Here is a 19,712-nt window from a genome sequence, read left to right on the forward strand (position 1 = left end):
AAGAAAAACAATGACAAACAACATATCAAAAATATTTTCTTCAATAGCGGTAGCGGCCGTACTATGCAGCAGCTGCACCAAAAATTTTGAAGATTACAACAGCAACCCGTATGGCGCTACCAATGCTCAGCTATCGCCCGATTACGCCCTGGTGGTAGCCCAGTTACAGGAAGCGCAGAAAAGCATTTACGTATACCAGCCGGCGTGGGTAACGCAATTACAGCAAAACCTCATGGGCGATGTGTACAGCGGTTACATGATGTCACCTACCCCATTCCGTGGCAACAGCAATAACATGACATACGACCTGGTAGATGGATGGAATGTATGGGCATTGAACCCGGCTTACTCAAGTACAGTGGGCAGTGTAATGAGTCCCATTTCGAATGTGGAAGCAACAACCAAAACCGCAGTGCCCGATCTGTATGCCATGGCCAAGATCATTAAAGTAGAAGCGATGCACCGCGTGAGCGATATTTTCGGTCCTATCATGTATTCGAAATATAAAGCAAGGGCCTCCGATGGCGGATACGATTACGACAGCCAGCAGGAAGCATACAATAATTTTTTTAAAGACCTGAATGAAGCGATTACTATTCTTACCCCATTAAAGGATAGCAAATCGAACGACATATTTACCAAAGCCGATCTGGCTTACGGCGGCAGCTATGCCAAATGGCTGAAGTTTGCCAACACCCTGCGACTGAGATTAGCCCTGCGCATTGTAAAAGCCGATGCAGCCAAAGCTCAAACCGAAGGAGAAGCAGCGCTGGCCAATGCAGGTGGTTTGTTAAGCGCCCCGGCCGATGATTTTGATGTTAACATTGGCGCCACCGTTCACCCGCTGAATACCATCAGCGACGCCTGGGGCGATATTCGTATGGGCGCTCCTATTGAATCTGTGTTAAAAGGATACGATGATCCCCGGTTACCAAAATACTTTTTGCCTGCTAAAGATTCTTTACAGGTTGGCAGATACAAAGGCATACGCAATGGTATTAACATAGATGCCAAAAGCCGTTACCAGGGTCATTCGGCCCTTGTTACATTACCAAGCAAAATTCAGCTGATGACAGCTGCCGAAGCATGGTTCCTGAAGGCAGAAGCAGCCTTACGCGGATGGGCAAAAGCAGGCTCATTAAAAGAAAACTATGAGAACGGTATTAAAACCTCGTTCGATCAGTATGGTTTACCAGCCGCCGCTACTTATCTGGATGATGCCACTAAACAACCTGCACCTTATATCGATCCCAATGCCATCACCCCCGGTGAAAATGATATTACTACCGGTTCGCCCTGGCTCAGCACCATTACTATTAAATGGGATGATGGAGATGCATTTGACAGAAAGCTGGAAAGAATAATAACTCAAAAGTGGATATCGATGTTCCCTGACGGACAGGAAGCATGGAGCGAATTTCGCAGAACAGGTTACCCGAAATTATTTCCTGTTGTGATAAATACCAGTGGCGGAAAAGTCTCTACCACCACATTTATCCGGCGCATCAATATTCCACCTGATGAATATTTAACCAATCCGCAGGGTGTGAAAAGAGCAGTGGCTACACTCGGTGGACCCGATAACGGTGGTACGAGGTTGTGGTGGGATAAGCAATAGATTAAGGCACAACTATAAAATATTGTAAAGAAAGTCGCCAATTGCAGAGGGCTAAGGGTTAAAAGGCAAAAGGGTTTTAAAGGGGAAGTCTCTTTTGCTGATCTGCAGATTTCTATTAATGCTGCAGGAACGGGAAGCACAAATGGCAAAGGTGTTTGAAGAAGGTCGCTTTTGTTCATTTGAAGGCTTCAATCCGGTTTTGCAGCAGCAAAGGGTTAAGGGGGCGAAAGTGTTTGAAGAAGGTCACTTTTGTTCCCTTTTCTCTTTTTTAAGCTAAGAGCTAAAAGAGAAGAAAGAGATAAAAAGAGGGTTCACTGTTTGTCTTTCGCGCATTTGGTGACACCCTTTATGTTTTAGATAAGAGCTATAAGAAGAAAGAGATAAAAGGTTTTCTAATAAGCTTTAGTCATGCTGATTTCCGACTAAGGGTTTGGTTCAATTAGGGTTAAGAAGAGTTAAAGGAGCATAGAGTTCTCTCTTGTGCTCCTTTGCTTTTTTTGCCTGAACGTAGTCGAAGGGAGCGCGGGAACCCTGAGCGCCCTGAGCGCCCTGAGCGGAGTCGAAGGGCTAATCTAAGAGCTAAAAAGATCAGGCAGATTTTTAGCAAAGTACGTTTAGCAAAAAAACAAAACATATATAAAATAAGCAGTGTACTTCTTTTCCACATCAACGTGTAAACTGCAACCTGCAATAGCTTATCGTTACCGCACATACGCTTTCGTAAAATAACTAATATATTCCATCTGCGTTTTTCTGCCTGTGGCATTTTCATGTAGGTTAAATTTGTCTTAACTTTCCGTGAACAACGTGCAGAACCTTACCTCAAATACCGACGAACAACTGTTGCAATTGCTTCGTGAAAACGATGAATGGGCCTTTGCCGAGATATATAACCGTTACTGGAAGCCGCTGTACATTTCAGCCCACAACATTCTGCAGGTAAAAGAAGCGGCGCAGGATGCCGTGCAGGAAGTGTTCATTTCGTTATGGAACAGGAGACTTCTGGTAAAAATAGAATGTTTACAATCCTGGTTACACCAGGCAACCCGTTTTCAGGTATTCAAAGCCATCAGGGCCGAAAAAACAGATAATAATTTCTTTAACCGCCTGGCGCTTATTACAAAAGATATTCTCACCGAAGATCCCCTGCTGTTCAAAGAGCTGGAAGCATTGTACCAACAACTCATACAATCATTGCCCGCCGATGAACAGGAAATATTTCTCCTTCACCGCGATGCCGGTTTAACCTATAAACAGATAGCAGAACAAAAGAATATATCTGTAAAAACAGTTGAAAAGAAAATGAGCCATGCGCTTAAAGAGATCCGCTTCGGTATGGACGACGCAATGGCTGTTCTGCTGGTAGCGTCTCTACTAACCACTGCATAGAATATTTTTACATATTACCCGCCAACACCATATTTTTGGGGTTTACATCATATATGAACAAAGAACTGATCATCAATCAAACCGTTGAAAAAATAAAAACAATGCTGGTCGATGCCGAAGGCGGGCACGACTGGTGGCATATTTACCGGGTATGGAAAACAGCCAAACACATTGCGACCAGCGAAGAAGTAGATGTTTTTGTAGTTGAACTGGGCGCCCTGTTACACGATATTGCCGATTCAAAGTTCCATAATGGCGATGAAAGCATTGGCCCGCAAAAAGCGGGGGAATGGCTGCATTTGCTTCAGGTTGATGAACCGGTTATTATCCATGTTCAAAATATCATTTCGCATATTTCTTTCAAGGGCGGCAATCATCAGCAGGCATTCAGATCAAAAGAGCTGGATGTGGTGCAGGATGCCGACCGGTTAGATGCTATCGGCGCCATTGGCATTGCGCGGGCATTTAATTACGGAGGTTTTAAAAACCGCTCGCTGTATGATCCTTCAATACTTCCCAACCTTTCTATGAGCAGGGAGGAATATAAGAGCAACAAAGCCCCTACCATCAATCACTTTTACGAAAAGCTGTTATTGCTGAAAGACAGAATGAATACTACCACCGGCAAAGCGCTGGCAGCAGAACGCCACGGGTTTATGGAAACTTATCTTAGTCATTTCTTTAAGGAATGGGAAGGAGAAAGCTGACATAACGAATAACGAATATTGAATAATGAATGTTGAATTTCGAAGTAAAGGCAACTTCAAAATTTATCATTGGACATTCAATATTCGATATTTATTTTTATAGTGACTGAACAAAGCCAGTTAAACTCTCCCCCTGTTGCAGATTGAGCTTCTTTTTGAGCCGGTAGCGCGATACCCGCAAACTGTCCTGCGAGATGCCCAATAAAATAGCTATGTCTTTCGAAGCCATGTTCAGTTTGATGAGCGAAAGCATGCGCAGGTCGTTGCCGGTCAGTTCATCGCTGTGCTTTTTAAGACTGTCAAAAAAGGGCTGGTGCACCTGTTCAAAGGTTTCCCTGAATTCGTTCCAGTACTGATCGTGATTAAAGTTTTGATTGATCTGATGTATCAGCTGCTGCAATTGTTTTTTCTGATCGCGTTTATCGTCTTTGATCAGTATTTCCAGCTTATTGCGCAGGTCTTCGAGCGATTGGTTCTTTTGTATTACGTGCAGTGTGTAAGTAGTTAACCCTTTCTTTTTCACTTCCAGCTCCTGCATCAGCCTGTCTTCCTGCAATTGTTTGTTGGCCAGCTCGGACTCCATCAGTTCTTTCTGGGTTTCATAAATATGCCGGTTTTGCTGATGCAGCATTTGTTCGTTCTTAATTTTTAATCGTTGACGGCTGATGATCACCCATCCTAATATAATCAGCAACACCACCACTATAATTACAGATATAGTGATGATGATGGTAATGCTGCGCGCATTTTCGAGCTGTACAATTTCATCATTCTTTTTATCAATATCGAACAGCACACTTAAAAAAGCTGTTTGCCGGTTGTTGTCGGCCGAGTAAATATCTATAGCGGCACGACGCGAAAGCTCCATATAAAAATAAGCACTGTCGTTCTGCTGCAACAGGTGATAAGCCCTGCCTAAATCGCGATACGCCGCTCCTTTTTCATACAGGTCGTTGATGGCTTCTGCCCGCAATAATGCTTTGCGCGTTTGGGCGATCGCTTCGGCATATCGCCCGGTTTTACGATAAATATCACCCAGGTTATTCAATACTTCAATGCCTGCTACCTGATCGTTCAGTTGATCGTACAGTTGTAAAGAATTGCTGAAGTAATACCAGGCCGAATCATACCGCTCCAGGTCTTCATAAATGCTGCCCATGTTCTCGTAAATCTTCGCCAGTTCCTGCCGGTTCGGGGTGTTTTTACAATGCTGCAATGCCAGGCGCTGAAAATAAAAAGCGCTGTCGTATTGTTTTTGTTTTTCGGCCAGGTGACCCAACTTTCCATAAGTAGCGGCAAGTCCTTCTCTGTTATGTATTTTGAAATAAATTGATAGCGCTTCTTCATACTGTTTACGCGCCAGCGGCAACTGCCGGTTGTAATAATACAAAATGCCCATATCGTTCAGGTTGCGGGCTATGTGCTCTGCACTATTTTCCTCTCTGAAAATTTTATCTGCCTTATTGTGATAATCGAGCGACGGTGGGTAATTACCAAGATAGTAACAGATCTGTCCCATTTGTTGCAAACACACGCCAGTAGTTAATCGGTCTTTGCGGGCGATTGATTTTCCATACATTTCCTTTAATAACACAAAAGCCGAATCAGGGAATTGTTTGCTCAGCCGTTGCATGTATACCAGTTCCGAATGATCATTTTCCTGTGCATGCGGCGTAGCAACACACAGCAACATGAAAGCAGTAAAGTAAGGCACAAGCCTCAAGGCACAAGGCACAAGTCTTGACATTTAATGTCTCTGATTAATTGTTACCAGCTAAAACCAATAAATTCCTTCAGCGAAGAACGCAGTTTAATGTTAAGTAATTATTAAGCCTAAAAAGCCTTGTGAGTTCAGCGTTAAGCATTCGGCGTTGAGCGTTGAGCTTTGAGCATTGAGCGTTAAGCGTTCAGCATTCAGCATTCAGCGTTGAGCGTTCAGCCTTGAGCGTTGAGCATTCAGCGTTCTTAACATTTTCTTCATGTTACAGTAATAATTTGATAATGACGTTTTTTGTTCTTACAGAAGATTTGAAAACCAATAATTTATAAGTGTGTTGTTAACGTTGTTGCTGTGTTGTTAACGGTGTTTGTAACGCTGTTATCATTTTGTATACACTGCCTGGTTCTGTTATATGAGGCGCTCCCCCACTTTTGCATCCGCATGCAAACACCTGCATGTAGTTAAAAAAATGCTGTTATGAAGCGACTATTCTTTCTGCTTATTGTATTGACCGGCTTTGTTTCAACAGCCTGCGCGCAGCAAATTCTGCTGCAGGGACTGGTAACCGATCTGCGAACCGGCGAGTCATTACCGGGCGCTACCATTACCATAAAAGGCGAAAAAGGCATTCATGTAATGTCGGGTTTAAACGGAAGCTTTGTTATAAAAAAACTGGCTGCCGGAACCTATACCATCAGTGTATATTATATCGGCTATAAACCTTATGAAACAATCATTTCGGTAACGGAAGAAAAAAAGCAGGCCCTGGCTGTTACCCTCGAACCAAAAACCAGTGAACTCACCGAAATAAATGTGTTGGGCAGAACCGACAAAGGCAGCGATGCCGCCACATTACTGGCCAGCCGCAAAACCAATCTTATTCAGAACGCCGTATCGGCCCGCTCCATTGAAATATCGCCCGACTTGTCGGTAGCCAATGTAACGCAACGCGTGAGCGGCGTATCGCTCGAAAGAAGCACCAATGGCGAAGGACAATATGCCATCATTCGTGGTATGGACAAACGCTATATCTATACACTGGTGAACGGCATTAAAATTCCATCGCCCGATAATAAGAACAGATATGTACCACTTGATATATTTCCTGCCGATTTGCTCGATCGCCTCGAAATAAGCAAATCGTTGCTGCCGAATATGGAAGGCGATGCCATTGGCGGCGCCATTAATATGGTGATGAAAGATGCGCCCGAACAGTTTTCGGTAAAAGCCAATGCCGCACTGGGTTATGCCGATAAACTTTTCTGGCAGCCATTTATTGGCTTTTCATCTTCCTCATCGCCCGACCGATCGCCCCGTTATCAAAACGGCTCCTCGTATCAGGCTACCATGAATGATTTTCCCAACAGTGCGTTCACATACAATACCAAATACAATTCGCTGGAAAGATTCTCAGCTGGCAGCCGCAACTTCAGCAGTCCGCTGGCATCACTGGCCCAGCTTTCAATTGGCGGCCGCCTTCTCCATGATAAATTAGGTATTATGATTGCCGGCAGTTTTCAAAATAACTATCGCAACGTAAACAGCGTTTTCTTTGGTACCGAAACCAATATGAACAGCGGTGATGCGGCCGTTACAGAAATTCAGTCGCGCCGGTATTCCATTCAGCAACAAAGAAGCGGTTTGCATACAAGGCTCGATTACCGCTTCAATAGTAACCACCATATAATTGTATATGCAGGGCTTATGAACCTGCTGAAAAACGAATTCAGGTTTGTTTCAGATACCAATTTGCAGTTGGGCCGTACAGGCGTTGGCACCGGTCGCATCAGCAACAGCTACAGAACATTGCACAACGTGCAGCAAATTGCCAATACGACTATAAGCGGAGAACATGCCATCACCAAAAACTTTATGGTAAACTGGACGGCCGCCTGGTCGAAGGCTACCAACAACCAGCCCGATGAAGCTACGCTGAACCTCGTGACCGGTGTATCGAAAGATCCCGCAACAGGCGCTTATGTTCATGCGCCGCTTAACCTCGATGGAACATCGAACCGCGAATTCATTCATAACACCGATGAAGACAAAAACGGATACCTGAATTTATCATACACTACAACCATCGGTCATATTCATGCCACCTGGTCGGCCGGTGGTATGTACCGCAACAAAACCCGCAACAGCCAGTATGATAATTATGCATTGCGTCCCAACCCCGGTATACAGGTATACGATGGCGATATCAACCATAATAATTTTACAGTATTCAATGGCGAAGGCACATCAGACAATGCCCTGAACTATACCGCAAAGGAAAATATAGGTGCAGCGTACGGCATGGTAAAAATCGATTACAGGGATCTGCAGGTAACCGGTGGCGCCCGCTATGAGAACACAGCGCTGAGCTGGGGCAGTTTTGTATCGGATGCCGTAAAAGGAAAAACCGGTACAATATCCTATTATGATGTATTGCCTTCGGCACACATCAAATACAGCCTTAACAAAAAGCAGGCAATCCGTGCTTCGTATTATTCAGCCATCAGCCGTCCGAACTTTTACGAAGTGGTGCCGCATACAAACGGAGATGCAGATGCCGATTACCAGGAAAAAGGAAATCCGAATTTAAAAAGAACGACTGCCGATAACTTCGATCTGCGCTTCGAATATTTCCCCAAAGGGCTTGATCAGTTATTTGCCGGTGCATTTTATAAAAAGATAAAAAACCCTATTGAATATTCGCTGGCCGACACGGGTACCTTTACCTATTATGTTCCCGACAATTTTGGTACAGCCACCAATTATGGCTTTGAGCTGGATGTAACCAAATACCTGCGCTGGTTTGGCATAAAAGTGAATTATACTTTCACCGATTCAAAGATCACCACCAGCAAAGTAAAACGCTATCGCGATGGCAACACACTGACCACCGACCACGTAAATCAAACAAGACCATTGCAGGGACAATCGAAGCATATTGTAAACCTGTCGCTGCTGGTGAAAGACGATAACAAAACCGGTATTAATGCCCAACTTGCATTTACCTACACCGGCAAAAGGATCAACACCGTATCGCAGTTCCTCGATAACGACATCTGGCAGAAAGGCTTTGCACAAATGGATTTCTCTATTGAAAAAAGAGTTGCCCGTCGCTGGTTTATTTACAGCAAAATCAACAACATACTCAATACACCTTATCAGTTAGAGATACACCGCCTATATACCGGCGCCGGCGTAGCAGGCGATGAGCCTTACCAGCAGATGAGCAAAAATGTCTTTGTGCGCAAAGACACTTACGGAGCCACCTACCTGCTGGGCGTGAAATTTAAGTTGTAAGTTATAAGCAATAAGTCTTAAGTAAAAGACAGATAGTAATCATCTAATAATAATAATAATAATAATACAATGAACACTATAAAACAACTATCATTTTTATCAATACCGGTGCTGCTTGTATGTGCCTGTCATAAAGATGAATCGGTAAATATATCGCAGGCGCAAATATTTGCCGGGCAAACTATTACCACCGATACCTTGTCGGGCACCATAAAAGGCACGTTGCAAAGCGGCAAAACCTATTATTTTAAAACCGACATTGTAATTAACCAGGGCGACACCGTGCTGATGCAGGAAGGCTCGAAGCTGATTGCACTGGGCGATGGCAAAAGCACAGCTACTTCACCGCAGATTACCTGCAATGGCACATTCATCAGTTTGGGAACCGCCACCAATCACAACTTCATCACAGTGCCAAACGACCAGCGCAACACATCAAATTTCGGCAAAGGTTTCTGGGGCGGCATTCAATGCGGCCCCAACAGCGGCGACCTGATCATTAAATGGACACACATTGAGTTTGCCGGTGGTCCGGCAGGTACAGCTGCTGATCCGGCTGTTTATGCAACCGGCGATCCGCGCTACAGCGTTGTGTACACCAATACCAATGGCAATTGCATCGTAGAAGACTCATGGGTTTACGGCAGCACCGATGACGGCATTCGGATACTACATGGCAAAATCAGCATCATGCGCAATACATTTGAAGTGTGCGGCAAAGCAGGCGGCGAGGCGCTGAATTTAAAAAACGGAACTGTGGGCGATGTCGCTTACAACCTTGCTATCGGCGCAGCCACCAACGCATTTAAAGTTTCGAACAGCGGGGCAGGTCCGGTGCAAACCAATGTAAATGTTTATAACAATACCATGCTGAATTGTGGTTTACGTCAGGTAAAATCGGGCCGTGGCGGGTCTATCAACTTCGAAAAAGGTGCACGGGGAAAAGCATACAATAACATCATCATTAACTGCCGCTTTGGATTACGCATAACCGCAGATGCCGATACGCCCAACATCAGCTACAACAACCAGTTTTATTATGCCAACGATCAGCGCCTGATCAACCAATTTAATGCATCGGATGGCGTTGCAAAGACAAAGGATGCCGATATACGCAGCACTACACCCAAATCGAACAATCCGCAATTTGCACTATATGATATTGACCAGTTCGATTATACAACCGCTCCCATCCCTATGGATATTTCGGCCATGCCGGTTGCCATCGTTACAGCCATGAGCTATAACTTTGGTTTGTTGCCCGGTTCACCCGCGCTTAAAAAAGCCAATGCCGATGTGTTTCAGCCATTAAAAAAAGTGCCACAGGGAGGGTTATACGGAGCAACTATACAAGGCCCCGGCGTTGACATGGGCGCTTATCAATCTGACGGTTCGGGTAATTTGCATTATGCATCGAGTTTGACGTATAAATAAGACAATCCCCTTAAAGACAAATCGCAGATAGGCAAAAAACATATATAAAATCATCCCGTCTGGGACAAAATGTAGGTAGATAAAAAATACGGCATTTGAAACCGTCCCGTCAGGGACGAAATCTGAGAAGGAGGTCTCGTCCCTGACGGGACATTATGAAAACATTTCTATTTTTCTACCAACATCTTATCCCTACGGGATTAATAAATTGAGAAGAACAACATGCTACGATTTTCATTCATTGGTATCATTTTACACGTTGGTATATATGTAACCGCCCAGCAGAAGCCGTTGTATGCAGGCACCAAAACACCGTATCAAACTCCTCTGCAGCAATATACGCCCGCACCCGATGGCTTTGCGCCCGTATTTGTAAATTACGTGGGGCGGCACGGGGCGCGTTTTTTGACCAAAGCCGGCAGTGATGAAGAAGTGCTGCAGGTATTAACGCAGGCCGAAAAAGATCACGCATTAACGGCATTGGGCAGGCAGTTGCTGGCCATGACCCAACGGTTCATCAGCATACAAAAAAACAATTACGAAAATATTACCGGGCTGGGCAAAGAAGAGCAAACCGGTATTGGCAAAAGATTATACAATAACTACCCCACGGCTTTTAAAGGCAAAGGACTTGAAGTAATTGCCACACACAAAGTAAGAACACAACAAAGCGCCGAAGCCCTGCTGCAGGCTTTTACAGCCTACACCGGCGCCAAAGAAGTACATATTGTACCCGATACAGCCGATGTAACTTTGCGTTTTTACGATCTGTCGCCCGCCTACCAGGCTTACAAAAAAAGCGCAGCGATACAATTGCCGGTCGACTCATTGCATAACGATCCCAAAACAAAAAAAGCGGTACGCGATATATGTTCCCACATCTTTACCGGCCATTTTAAAACAGATGAAACGTCGTTCGTTATCAATTTATACGACTTGTATGGCGGTCAGCAGGCGATACCTGTTGAAATGAAAAGGAAGGGATATGCAAAAAACAGTATCGACTTTGGTATTGCATTTACACCTGCGCAACTGCAATGGTTTTGTTTTATAAACGGCGCGGAAGATTTTCTGCAAAAAGGAGCCGGCACCGACACATTGGGCATTCAGGTGCAGGTAGCCACTCCCCTGTTAACCGATTTTATAAAGACCACTACCGACGTTATCGGCAACCACAAACAAACAGATGCCATATTGCGCTTTACGCATGCCGAAGCCATTTCGCCATTCGCTACTCTGCTGGGTATACCACAGGCAAGCGCACCTGCTGCTTCTGTTTATCAATATAACCGCAGCTGGTCGGCCGGAGCCATTATACCTTTAAGCGCCAATATTCAATGGGTTGTTTATTCAAATGGTTCAAGCTATCTCCTGAAAGTATTACTCAATGAAAAAGAAACATCGCTGCCCATTGCCACCACCACCTGGCCTTATTATAAATGGGATGATGTAAAGAATTATTACCTGCAAAAGTTACAACAGCTGCACACGGGTGTGAATGAGGATATGCGCAGATATCTTGTGGAATTAAAGTAAAAGCACAAGATTCAGGTTGCATGTTGCAGGTTACAGGTTACAGGTTACAAGGCTAAGAGGGCAAGTTATAATAAACGTAGATTAAATTTCAAGACCTTGTAACCTGTACCTTGAAACCTGCAACTTCTACTGACATCCTGTTTCAAAAAACTTTATAGTCGTTTTATTAAGATCGCTATAGAACTGATGCCCCGCAAACATATTATCGATCTGGCAGTTCACATAATATTGTTGCAGCGCGTTCAAACTATTGAACGTTGGATACAACGACGGACTGGCTGCATAAATGGTTGCTATGCTGTCAGAGGCCGATTTCAGATATTTTTTTGCATCCAGCCAGTTATTGTTCTTCAGTTCATTATACAAGGCCGTTGAAGTGGCAATACTGATACCTGATATTCGGGCAAATCGTTCAGGATATGCCGGCGATTTATCCTGCAGAAAATATTTACTGCACAGCCCCCTGCTGATCAGTTGCTGCGAATAGGTTAAAGCCGTTGCATTGCCCGTTGGACCTACTTCTTCCCGGTCGTCGTATTTGGCCATGCAAAACTGAAAAGGAACGGTAGATACATCGAAAATGGTTTTAAGCCCCTGCGCACAATACGAAATGCCCGATTTGAATCTATATAACCACGATAACGAACAGGAGAAGGCGCCTCCGTTGCTCATACCGATTGAGAACAAGGGTACCGAAGCATTGGTGTATCCGCGCGTATAAAAGGTATCGCGAATGGCTTTGATATTAGCATAATCAACATTGCTGGTGCTGTCGAGCGGCGCATACTTCCATTGTAAACTGCCATTACCATTTATATCGGTATTCAATGATACTTCTTCGGCTTCAGTTACAACAATTGCATAATTGGCAGTAACCAGGTCTTTTATCATTTGTATCCACTCGGCATTGGTTACAAGGTTAAGCGCACTACCGCCGCTGCCATGTAACAGATATACTACACCTTTTTGCGTGGCAGGAAAATAATAGTATACATTCTTCAATATATTGGCGCCTTTGATCTTTTCGTATTTCAATGAAAACGCGGTGATCGCTTTTTGCGTGGCGGTTACCGTAACATTTTGCGCCGGCATAATAAACAGGTTATGCCATTCGCCGCTGTTCTGTAACAGGTTGCTGTAACCCGTCCACTGATCAAACACATAGTTATCGGGTATTGCATTGCTCCAGATATGAACCGTATCGCCAATTTTGTACTTACCGCTTCCATATCCGTTTACTACAGTTACCGTAGCACTGTCTGACTGGGTTTGGGTGGTTGTTTGGGTAGTATCGTTCTGCGGATCAGATGATTTCTGACAGGCAGTCAACGTAATATATACTATCAATACTAAAGACCATGACCTTTTCATAGATGAAGTTTCTGCTTTATAAATAAGCCAAAACACCCAAACGTATTATACAGGCAATAATTGTATATATCACCAATATTTTAATGTATCGGGCTAAGGTAGTTTCAGCAAACGGCACAATTTCATCAGTCAACGGCAAAAAGGTTTGAAGTTTGAGGTTTGTGGTTCTTTAGGTGAAACATACTCTGCGATTTTGTTCCTGTCGCATTTTTAAGGTGTGTGGTTTTGCTAATGAATTTCCAAATCGCGGCGGCAACCATAAACAATAACCTATAAACAAGAAACACAATTCAGCGCAGCAGCAACTCACCTTAAAAATAAATCCATAAAAGAACATTCATTCTTTTATATTTGCAGCATCATGCGCACGAAAGATGCCAATAAAGAATTGCTGATACGGCAAAAAACAATGGAGATCGTTGTAAAGGAAGGTCTCGATGGGTTCAGTATGCACAAGCTGGCCGATGCTGCCGGCATTTCGGTGAATACCATTTATCTGAACTTTAAAAACCGCGAAGACCTGATCATACAGGTTTACCTCGACGTGGTAAAGAAAATGGAGCAGGTATTACTCGAAGGGTTCAGTGCCGATATGGATTTTGCGGAAGGATTGAAACTGCAGTGGAAGAACAGGTTGAAATATTATACGAAGTATCCACTACATGTTGACTTTGCCGAACAGATACGGAGCTCACCTGTTTATGAAAAGGTAATGCAACAACAGGGAAAGCATTTTACCAAAACGATGGAAAAGTTTTATAACAGGGCCATCAAAAATAAGCAGCTGATCAAATTTCCGCTCGAAGTGTACTGGTCGCTGGCCTATGCGCCCTTTTTTCAGCTGCTTAAATTTCACCGGCAACAAAAAAGCGTAACCGGGAAAAAATATGTATTAACCCAAAAGCAAATCAACCAGGTATTCAGCCGCGTGCTGCTCTCTTTAACACCATAATTTTTTTACTTAAATAAAGAACAATTGTTCTTTTATAAAACCGGATACTATGCAACTCAATCATCTTAACCTGCCTGTTGACAATGTAGCGCAGGCCCGTGCATTTTTTGAAAAACATTTTAATTTCACCTGTACTGATGTAAAAGGCAACGATATGCTGGTGGTTTTACATGGCGAAAACGGCTTTGTGTTAACGCTTATGTCGGCCTCCTTTAACCGCAATGGCAACGACCAGTATCCCGATGCATTTCATATGGGATTTCTGGTAAACAGCGAGGAGCAGGTGCATACCATATGGCATAACTTAAAAAACGATGGAATAACCCTTGATCAGGAACCACGCAATTTGCGGGGTGTATTTGGATTTTATTTTCATGCCCCGGGGAATCTATTAATGGAAGTAAGTACTATGTAAAGTTACAACCTACCACAAAGTATAAGTTACAGGTTTCAAGGTACAGGTTACAAGGTCTTGAAATTCGATCATTGTTTATTACGATTTGCCCTCTTAGCCCTGTAACCTGTAACCTGTAACCTGTAACCTGAAAAGTTACAGGTTTCAAGGTACAGGTTACAAGGCCTTGAAATTCGATCAAAGCTTATTAAACTTTGCCCCTTAGCCCTGCAACCTGTAACCTGTAACCTGTAACTTGCAACCTGCAACCTGCTTCTATGGGCTTAACTCGGGCTGCCGCTGTTGCACCTTTCGCAATTGCTGTTCATCAGTTAAATCGAGACGCAGCGGGGTAATGGAAACATAATCGTTTTCCACTGCCCAGCGATCAGTTCCCTGCTCGGCCGGTTCAAGCGGCGAAACAGTGAACCAGTAATGCTTTCGGCCCATAGGATCAACGCCCGGAACAATTTTACCATCATACAAACGCACCGATTGTCGCGTCCATTGAATGCCTTTAGGTTGTTGCGGAAAGTTCACGTTGTATAAACCCAATTCTTTATTCTCAAATAATATGCTCAGCGTTTTTTCAACATAGGGAGCTAACAATTCAAAATCAGGTTCGGTTTTACCTACCGGTGTGCTCAAAGCAATGCCTCTGATACCTAATAAAACAGCCTGCTTGGCGCCGGCCAGTGTGCCGGAATGCCACATTGAATTTCCGAGGTTCGGCCCCATATTTATGCCCGATAAAACAATATCGGTGGTTGCATATAAGTGCGTGCCCAGGGCCACACAATCGGCCGGTGTGCCATTCACCCTGAATGCTTCAATACCCTCGAAATTAATGGGCGATTTTTTTAACGACAAAGGTCGTGAGTGAGTTACCGCATGCCCCATGGAACTTTGCTCAACATCGGGCGCAATAACGGTAACATGACCAAACCGGCTGGCAATTTTAGCCAGGGCGGCAATACCCGGACTATAAATGCCATCATCATTGGTAATAAGAATTCTCATACTGTTATGCTTTATATTTTCATGCCAACATAAGTATAGCAGGCAGCCTGCCATGCCACCAGGCGGGTTGACAGCTACAAAAGAACCACAAACTTCAAACCACAAACTTCAAACAAAGGGCATGGTATAGTTTTATAAGTAGCATTCAGGTAAAGCATGAAAACAATTCAGTTAATACATAATCCCGGTGCCGGCGACGAAGGGCATTCCCAACAGGCTTTGATAAAGTTGCTGGAAGCCGCCGGCTACGTGTGTAGATATTGTTCTACAGAAGGAGAAGAATGGCAAAATATAAACCCGCAGGCCGATTTTATTGTTATTGCGGGTGGAGACGGCACCGTAAAAAAGGTTGTTTCGGAACTGCTGAAAAAAGAGAATGCTACCAAACGCCGTCCTGTTGCGATATTACCGCTTGGCACAGCTAACAATATTGCAGAATCGTTAAACATACGGGGAGAACCGGTTGATATTATTCGCTCGTGGAGTTTGGGCCAAACTACCTTTATTGATGTGGGTGAAATAATGGGCACCAAAGAACCGGATTTCTTTATTGAAAGTTTTGGATACGGTTTGTTCCCTTACCTGATGAAACAAATGGAGAAACAGGGCAAAAACGACATTGACGACAAAGATCAGAAGATGAAAGAAGCCTTACAACTCATGCACGATATTTCGCAAACCTATAAGCCTCATCCATGCGAACTGATCATCGACGGCGAAGATCACTCCGGCGTGTTTCTGATGGCCGAGATCATGAATACCCGGTTCATCGGGCCTAATTTGTTTTTATCGCCCAATGGCCATCCCGGCGACGGCACCTTTGAAGTGGTATTGATACCCGGTGAAGACCAGGAAAAATTTGCCGCTTATATCAATAGCAAGCTCAATGATGCCGAAATGGTTTTTTCTTTTATAACAATTAAAGCAGAAGACGTGCAAATAAAATGGAAAGGCACCCATGTACATGTAGACGATGAAGTGCTTACCCTGCCCGAACAGGCGCCCGTGCATGTGAAGATCATAAAAGATGCATTGGTTTTTTTAATTTAAGGGCACAAGGCTCAGGATACAAGGCACAAGTCTTAAAATTCGGTCGCTATAATTAACACAGCCTGTTCAACGTTGAAGTCCCTGAGCCTTGTACCTTGTGCCTTACTTGCGCCTTTTACCTTGTTCCTTGTAAACATATTTTATCATGGAAACAATTAAATATCACTGGTGGCAGACCGGTGTTTTTTACCAGATCTATCCGCGTTCGTTTCAGGATAGCAATGACGATGGCATCGGCGACCTGAAAGGAATTATAGAACGGCTCGATTACCTGCAATGGCTGGGCATTAAAGCAGTATGGATATCACCGATCTATCCCTCTCCCATGGCCGATTTTGGATATGATGTGGCCGACTACACCGGCATTCATTCTTTATTTGGCAACATGGATGATTTTGATGAATTACTGAAAGCGGTACATGATCGCGATATGAAACTCATTCTTGACTTTGTGCCCAATCACAGCTCGCACCAGCATCCGTGGTTTTTAGAATCCCGTTCCTCAAAAGATAATCCCAAACGCAACTGGTATTTATGGCAGGATGCCGGTGAAAATGGAAACACACCCAATAACTGGTTATCTGTTTTTGGTGGTTCGGCCTGGGAATGGGATGAACGAACAGGCCAATATTATTATCATGCTTTTTTGAAAGAGCAGCCCGATCTGAACTGGCGAAATCCCGAAGTACAAAAGGCCATGCTCGATGTATTGCGGTTCTGGTTAGATAAAGGGGTTGATGGCTTTCGGGTTGATGTAATGTGGCATATGATCAAAGATGAACAACTGCGCGATAACCCGCTCAATCCACATTACGAAAAGCACATGGCAGATTATAATAAATTGTTGCCTGTATTCTCAACCGATCAGCCCGAAGTACATGATATTGTTCAAAAAATGCGCAAACTTACCGACGGCTATGATGAACGGGTGATCATAGGCGAAATATATTTACCCATCGAAAGACTGATTGTATATTATGGTACCGATAACGACGGCGCCCATCTTCCGTTTAATTTTCAACTGATCACTTTACCCTGGGATGCCGCACAAATTTCAAGAGCAGTAGATGAATACGAAGGCGCTCTGCCCGCCAGCGGATGGCCTAACTGGGTGCTGGGCAACCACGACAATCCCCGCATCGCCAGCAGGGTTGGAATTGAACAGGCACGTGTAGCCGCAATGATGCTGTTAACCCTGCGCGGCACGCCCACCATTTATTACGGCGATGAAACAGGCATGCAGGATGTACCCATTCCGCCAAATGAAGTGCAGGACCCGCAGGGATTGAATATGCCGGGTAAAAACCTCAGCCGCGATCCGGCCCGAACACCCATGCAATGGGATAGCAGTAAAAACGCCGGTTTTACCAATACAAAACCATGGCTGCGTGTAGCCAGGAATTATAAGAAGGTAAACGTGCAGGTACAAAAAAATGAGGAAGATGCCATGCTGCATTTGTACAAACACCTGATCGATTACCGGCAAAAAGAACCGGCCCTTACGATGGGGAATTACAGACCGGTTTTTGCCGATGTTAAACTATTTTCATTTATCAGGGAATACGACGATCAGCATTTGCTGGTGGTGTTGAATTTGAGTCACAGCACCTGTTATTTCGATCCCGAAAATCTTTCCGTAAATGGAACTATTGAAATAGCCACGCATGCCGATCTTGAAGGAACTAAAATAAATGGAACCATCTGTTTAGGCGGCGATGAAGGTATTGTGGTGCGTTTGGAAGAATTGTAAATCACAAACCGTGGCACGGCTATAATTCAAACCGTGGCACGGCTTTACAAATCGAACCGGAACAGGACGCTGTGCCTGAACGCATGTTGCAAGGAAGCGGGTACCTGAATAGTAACTACGCCATTAGCATATGTCCATTTAATTTTTGCTTTTTGTGTGCCAGCCAATGTAACGTTCTTTAATTTATCCGGTACTGTCAACGGTATCTGAATAGCAGCCGGTAATTCAACCGTATCTTTTTCAGATAGCCAAAAAGCATATATTTTCTTTCCGTTTTTCGACTGCGTATAATATATATTGTTAGAAGAATAAGGCGCTATGGGCCGCGATGCATAAATTCCTTCACCGTTGAAAGTCATCCATGCTCCTATTTCCTGTAACCGCTGGTAAACTACCGGGTCCCAGTCGCCAGTTCCATCGGGTCCCACATTCAACAAAAAGTTACCACCGCGTGATACAATCTTTACAAGCAACTCAAGTAAATGATGCGCGCTTTTGTATTGATCATTTTTACTAAAGCTCCAGCTGGTGCCCATGGTCATACAGGTTTCCCAGGGGTACGGCAACGGCTTTTCAGGTACTTCCTGTTCGGGCGTGGTATAGTTTTCAAATTCTCCGGTTACGGTGCGATCTACCACAATCAATCCCGGCTGATGACTCCTTGCCATGGCAGCTATGCGTGGCATATTTATATCCATGTTAAAAGGATCATTTTCTTTTTGCGATGGACGCACCCATCCACCATCGAGCCATAAAATATCTATGGCGCCATATCCGGTCATCAGTTCTTCGATCTGATTGTACGTAAAGTCCTGGAACATTTTCCAGCGCTCGGAGTATTTGGTGGTACTGTAGTTTACATTGTGATCTTTTGGCGGAAAATAAGGCCACCAGAAGTATTCGCTATGCCAGTCGGGTTTTGAAAAATACGCGCCGGTCATAAATCCTGCCGTGCGAAATGCATTAAAGATGACTTTTGATACGTTGCTGTTGGGGTTGCCGGCAAAAGCAGTTTGTTTACCGGTGATTTTATAATCCGTTTCTTTGGTATCGAACATGCAAAAGCCATCGTGGTGTTTGGTAGTGAATACCACATAACGCATGCCGGCCGCTTTTGCAGCTTTTACCCATTTTTCAGGATTGAAAGCTACCGGGTTGAATGTTGCAGGCAGATTTTCATATGCTTTTTTATATTCGAAATAATTATTTGAATAAGGACCTGTGCGCACTACCCAGTCATCCGGACAAATCGTCCAGCTTTCGGCTACTCCCCACTGACTGTAAGGTCCCCAATGCATAAATAGTCCGAATTTCTGATCCTGCCATTCGGCCAGTTTTTTAATTACCAGCGAATCTTTGGGTGGCTGGTATTGCGCGCAAAGGATGCTACAGGTAAAAAAAAGAAAGGCAGTTAATAATTGCTTCATGCTTTATGATTGAAAGCTTGCCACGGCCCCTTCGACTTCGCTCAGGACAA

14 protein-coding genes are annotated in these 19,712 nt (G+C 44.2%); 10 read left to right on the forward strand and 4 right to left on the reverse strand.

Going from position 1 to position 19,712, the window contains the following annotated elements; genetic code table 11:
* Nucleotides 1–10 precede the first annotated feature (10 nt).
* From AC59IL_RS03115 to AC59IL_RS03125, 3 genes are all read left to right on the forward strand, one after another.
* Nucleotides 11–1,618 carry a SusD/RagB family nutrient-binding outer membrane lipoprotein gene (locus AC59IL_RS03115; RefSeq protein WP_496550615.1) on the forward strand — a complete coding sequence of 536 codons (1,608 nt, stop codon included), beginning with the start codon at nucleotides 11–13 and terminating at the stop codon, nucleotides 1,616–1,618.
* A 798-nt stretch (nucleotides 1,619–2,416) separates the two neighbouring features.
* The gene (locus tag AC59IL_RS03120) at nucleotides 2,417–3,007 is read left to right on the forward strand and encodes an RNA polymerase sigma factor (RefSeq protein ID WP_496550616.1); all 591 of its coding nucleotides are present in this window, start codon (nucleotides 2,417–2,419) and stop codon (nucleotides 3,005–3,007) included.
* A 53-nt stretch (nucleotides 3,008–3,060) separates the two neighbouring features.
* Complete coding sequence (locus AC59IL_RS03125; RefSeq protein ID WP_496550617.1) at nucleotides 3,061–3,714, forward strand: HD domain-containing protein; 654 nt, start codon at nucleotides 3,061–3,063, stop codon at nucleotides 3,712–3,714.
* A 97-nt stretch (nucleotides 3,715–3,811) separates the two neighbouring features.
* Here the strand turns inward: AC59IL_RS03125 and AC59IL_RS03130 are convergent, their stop codons facing one another.
* Nucleotides 3,812–5,407 (reverse strand): tetratricopeptide repeat protein, encoded by a 1,596-nt coding sequence (locus AC59IL_RS03130; RefSeq protein ID WP_496550618.1) that lies wholly within the window; start codon nucleotides 5,405–5,407, stop codon nucleotides 3,812–3,814.
* A 504-nt stretch (nucleotides 5,408–5,911) separates the two neighbouring features.
* Between AC59IL_RS03130 and AC59IL_RS03135 the strand changes: the two genes are divergently transcribed.
* The 3 genes from AC59IL_RS03135 (at nucleotide 5,912) to AC59IL_RS03145 (ending at nucleotide 11,698) form a co-directional block, all read left to right on the forward strand.
* Nucleotides 5,912–8,728, forward strand: a complete 2,817-nt coding sequence (locus AC59IL_RS03135) for a TonB-dependent receptor (RefSeq protein ID WP_496550619.1) — start codon at nucleotides 5,912–5,914, stop codon at nucleotides 8,726–8,728.
* A 69-nt stretch (nucleotides 8,729–8,797) separates the two neighbouring features.
* Nucleotides 8,798–10,162 carry a hypothetical protein gene (locus AC59IL_RS03140; RefSeq protein WP_496550620.1) on the forward strand — a complete coding sequence of 455 codons (1,365 nt, stop codon included), beginning with the start codon at nucleotides 8,798–8,800 and terminating at the stop codon, nucleotides 10,160–10,162.
* Nucleotides 10,163–10,384: 222 nt separating this feature from the next.
* Entirely contained in the window at nucleotides 10,385–11,698 is a 1,314-nt protein-coding gene (locus AC59IL_RS03145) for a histidine-type phosphatase (RefSeq protein WP_496550621.1), read from the forward strand.
* A gap of 126 nt (nucleotides 11,699–11,824) precedes the next feature.
* On the opposite strand, the gene AC59IL_RS03150 is transcribed toward AC59IL_RS03145, so the two are convergent.
* Nucleotides 11,825–13,069 (reverse strand): InlB B-repeat-containing protein, encoded by a 1,245-nt coding sequence (locus tag AC59IL_RS03150; protein WP_496550622.1) that lies wholly within the window; start codon nucleotides 13,067–13,069, stop codon nucleotides 11,825–11,827.
* A gap of 361 nt (nucleotides 13,070–13,430) precedes the next feature.
* Between AC59IL_RS03150 and AC59IL_RS03155 the strand changes: the two genes are divergently transcribed.
* Both AC59IL_RS03155 and AC59IL_RS03160 read left to right on the forward strand, forming a co-directional pair.
* Nucleotides 13,431–14,021, forward strand: coding sequence for a TetR/AcrR family transcriptional regulator (locus AC59IL_RS03155; RefSeq protein WP_496550623.1), 591 nt, complete (start codon nucleotides 13,431–13,433; stop codon nucleotides 14,019–14,021).
* A 49-nt stretch (nucleotides 14,022–14,070) separates the two neighbouring features.
* Nucleotides 14,071–14,436, forward strand: coding sequence for a VOC family protein (locus AC59IL_RS03160; RefSeq protein ID WP_496550624.1), 366 nt, complete (start codon nucleotides 14,071–14,073; stop codon nucleotides 14,434–14,436).
* 255 nt (nucleotides 14,437–14,691) lie between these two features.
* Here AC59IL_RS03160 and surE read toward each other — a convergent pair whose 3' ends face one another.
* Nucleotides 14,692–15,435 (reverse strand): 5'/3'-nucleotidase SurE, encoded by a 744-nt coding sequence (gene surE, locus AC59IL_RS03165; RefSeq protein WP_496550625.1) that lies wholly within the window; start codon nucleotides 15,433–15,435, stop codon nucleotides 14,692–14,694.
* 156 nt (nucleotides 15,436–15,591) lie between these two features.
* Here surE and AC59IL_RS03170 point away from each other — a divergent pair, with 156 nt between their 5' ends.
* A complete protein-coding gene (locus AC59IL_RS03170) occupies nucleotides 15,592–16,485 on the forward strand; it encodes a diacylglycerol/lipid kinase family protein (protein ID WP_496550626.1) in 894 nt (297 codons plus the stop codon).
* Between the two features lie 145 nt (nucleotides 16,486–16,630).
* The gene (locus AC59IL_RS03175) at nucleotides 16,631–18,235 is read left to right on the forward strand and encodes an alpha-amylase family glycosyl hydrolase (protein ID WP_496550627.1); all 1,605 of its coding nucleotides are present in this window, start codon (nucleotides 16,631–16,633) and stop codon (nucleotides 18,233–18,235) included.
* Nucleotides 18,236–18,279: 44 nt separating this feature from the next.
* On the opposite strand, the gene AC59IL_RS03180 is transcribed toward AC59IL_RS03175, so the two are convergent.
* Entirely contained in the window at nucleotides 18,280–19,662 is a 1,383-nt protein-coding gene (locus tag AC59IL_RS03180; protein ID WP_496550628.1) for an alpha-L-fucosidase, read from the reverse strand.
* Nucleotides 19,663–19,712 lie beyond the last annotated feature (50 nt).

The sequence above is a fragment of the Niastella sp. sgz303648 genome (assembly GCF_059587045.1).

Coding starts and splice junctions, on each gene's coding strand:
- AC59IL_RS03150 (WP_496550622.1), bottom strand. CDS start 13,069: ATGAAAAGGTCATGGTCTTTAGTATTGATAGTATATATTACGTTGACT.
- AC59IL_RS03160 (WP_496550624.1), top strand. CDS start 14,071: ATGCAACTCAATCATCTTAACCTGCCTGTTGACAATGTAGCGCAGGCC.
- AC59IL_RS03145 (WP_496550621.1), top strand. CDS start 10,385: ATGCTACGATTTTCATTCATTGGTATCATTTTACACGTTGGTATATAT.
- surE (WP_496550625.1), bottom strand. CDS start 15,435: ATGAGAATTCTTATTACCAATGATGATGGCATTTATAGTCCGGGTATT.
- AC59IL_RS03170 (WP_496550626.1), top strand. CDS start 15,592: ATGAAAACAATTCAGTTAATACATAATCCCGGTGCCGGCGACGAAGGG.
- AC59IL_RS03140 (WP_496550620.1), top strand. CDS start 8,798: ATGAACACTATAAAACAACTATCATTTTTATCAATACCGGTGCTGCTT.
- AC59IL_RS03135 (WP_496550619.1), top strand. CDS start 5,912: ATGAAGCGACTATTCTTTCTGCTTATTGTATTGACCGGCTTTGTTTCA.
- AC59IL_RS03115 (WP_496550615.1), top strand. CDS start 11: ATGACAAACAACATATCAAAAATATTTTCTTCAATAGCGGTAGCGGCC.
- AC59IL_RS03155 (WP_496550623.1), top strand. CDS start 13,431: ATGCGCACGAAAGATGCCAATAAAGAATTGCTGATACGGCAAAAAACA.
- AC59IL_RS03125 (WP_496550617.1), top strand. CDS start 3,061: ATGAACAAAGAACTGATCATCAATCAAACCGTTGAAAAAATAAAAACA.
- AC59IL_RS03175 (WP_496550627.1), top strand. CDS start 16,631: ATGGAAACAATTAAATATCACTGGTGGCAGACCGGTGTTTTTTACCAG.
- AC59IL_RS03180 (WP_496550628.1), bottom strand. CDS start 19,662: ATGAAGCAATTATTAACTGCCTTTCTTTTTTTTACCTGTAGCATCCTT.
- AC59IL_RS03130 (WP_496550618.1), bottom strand. CDS start 5,407: ATGTTGCTGTGTGTTGCTACGCCGCATGCACAGGAAAATGATCATTCG.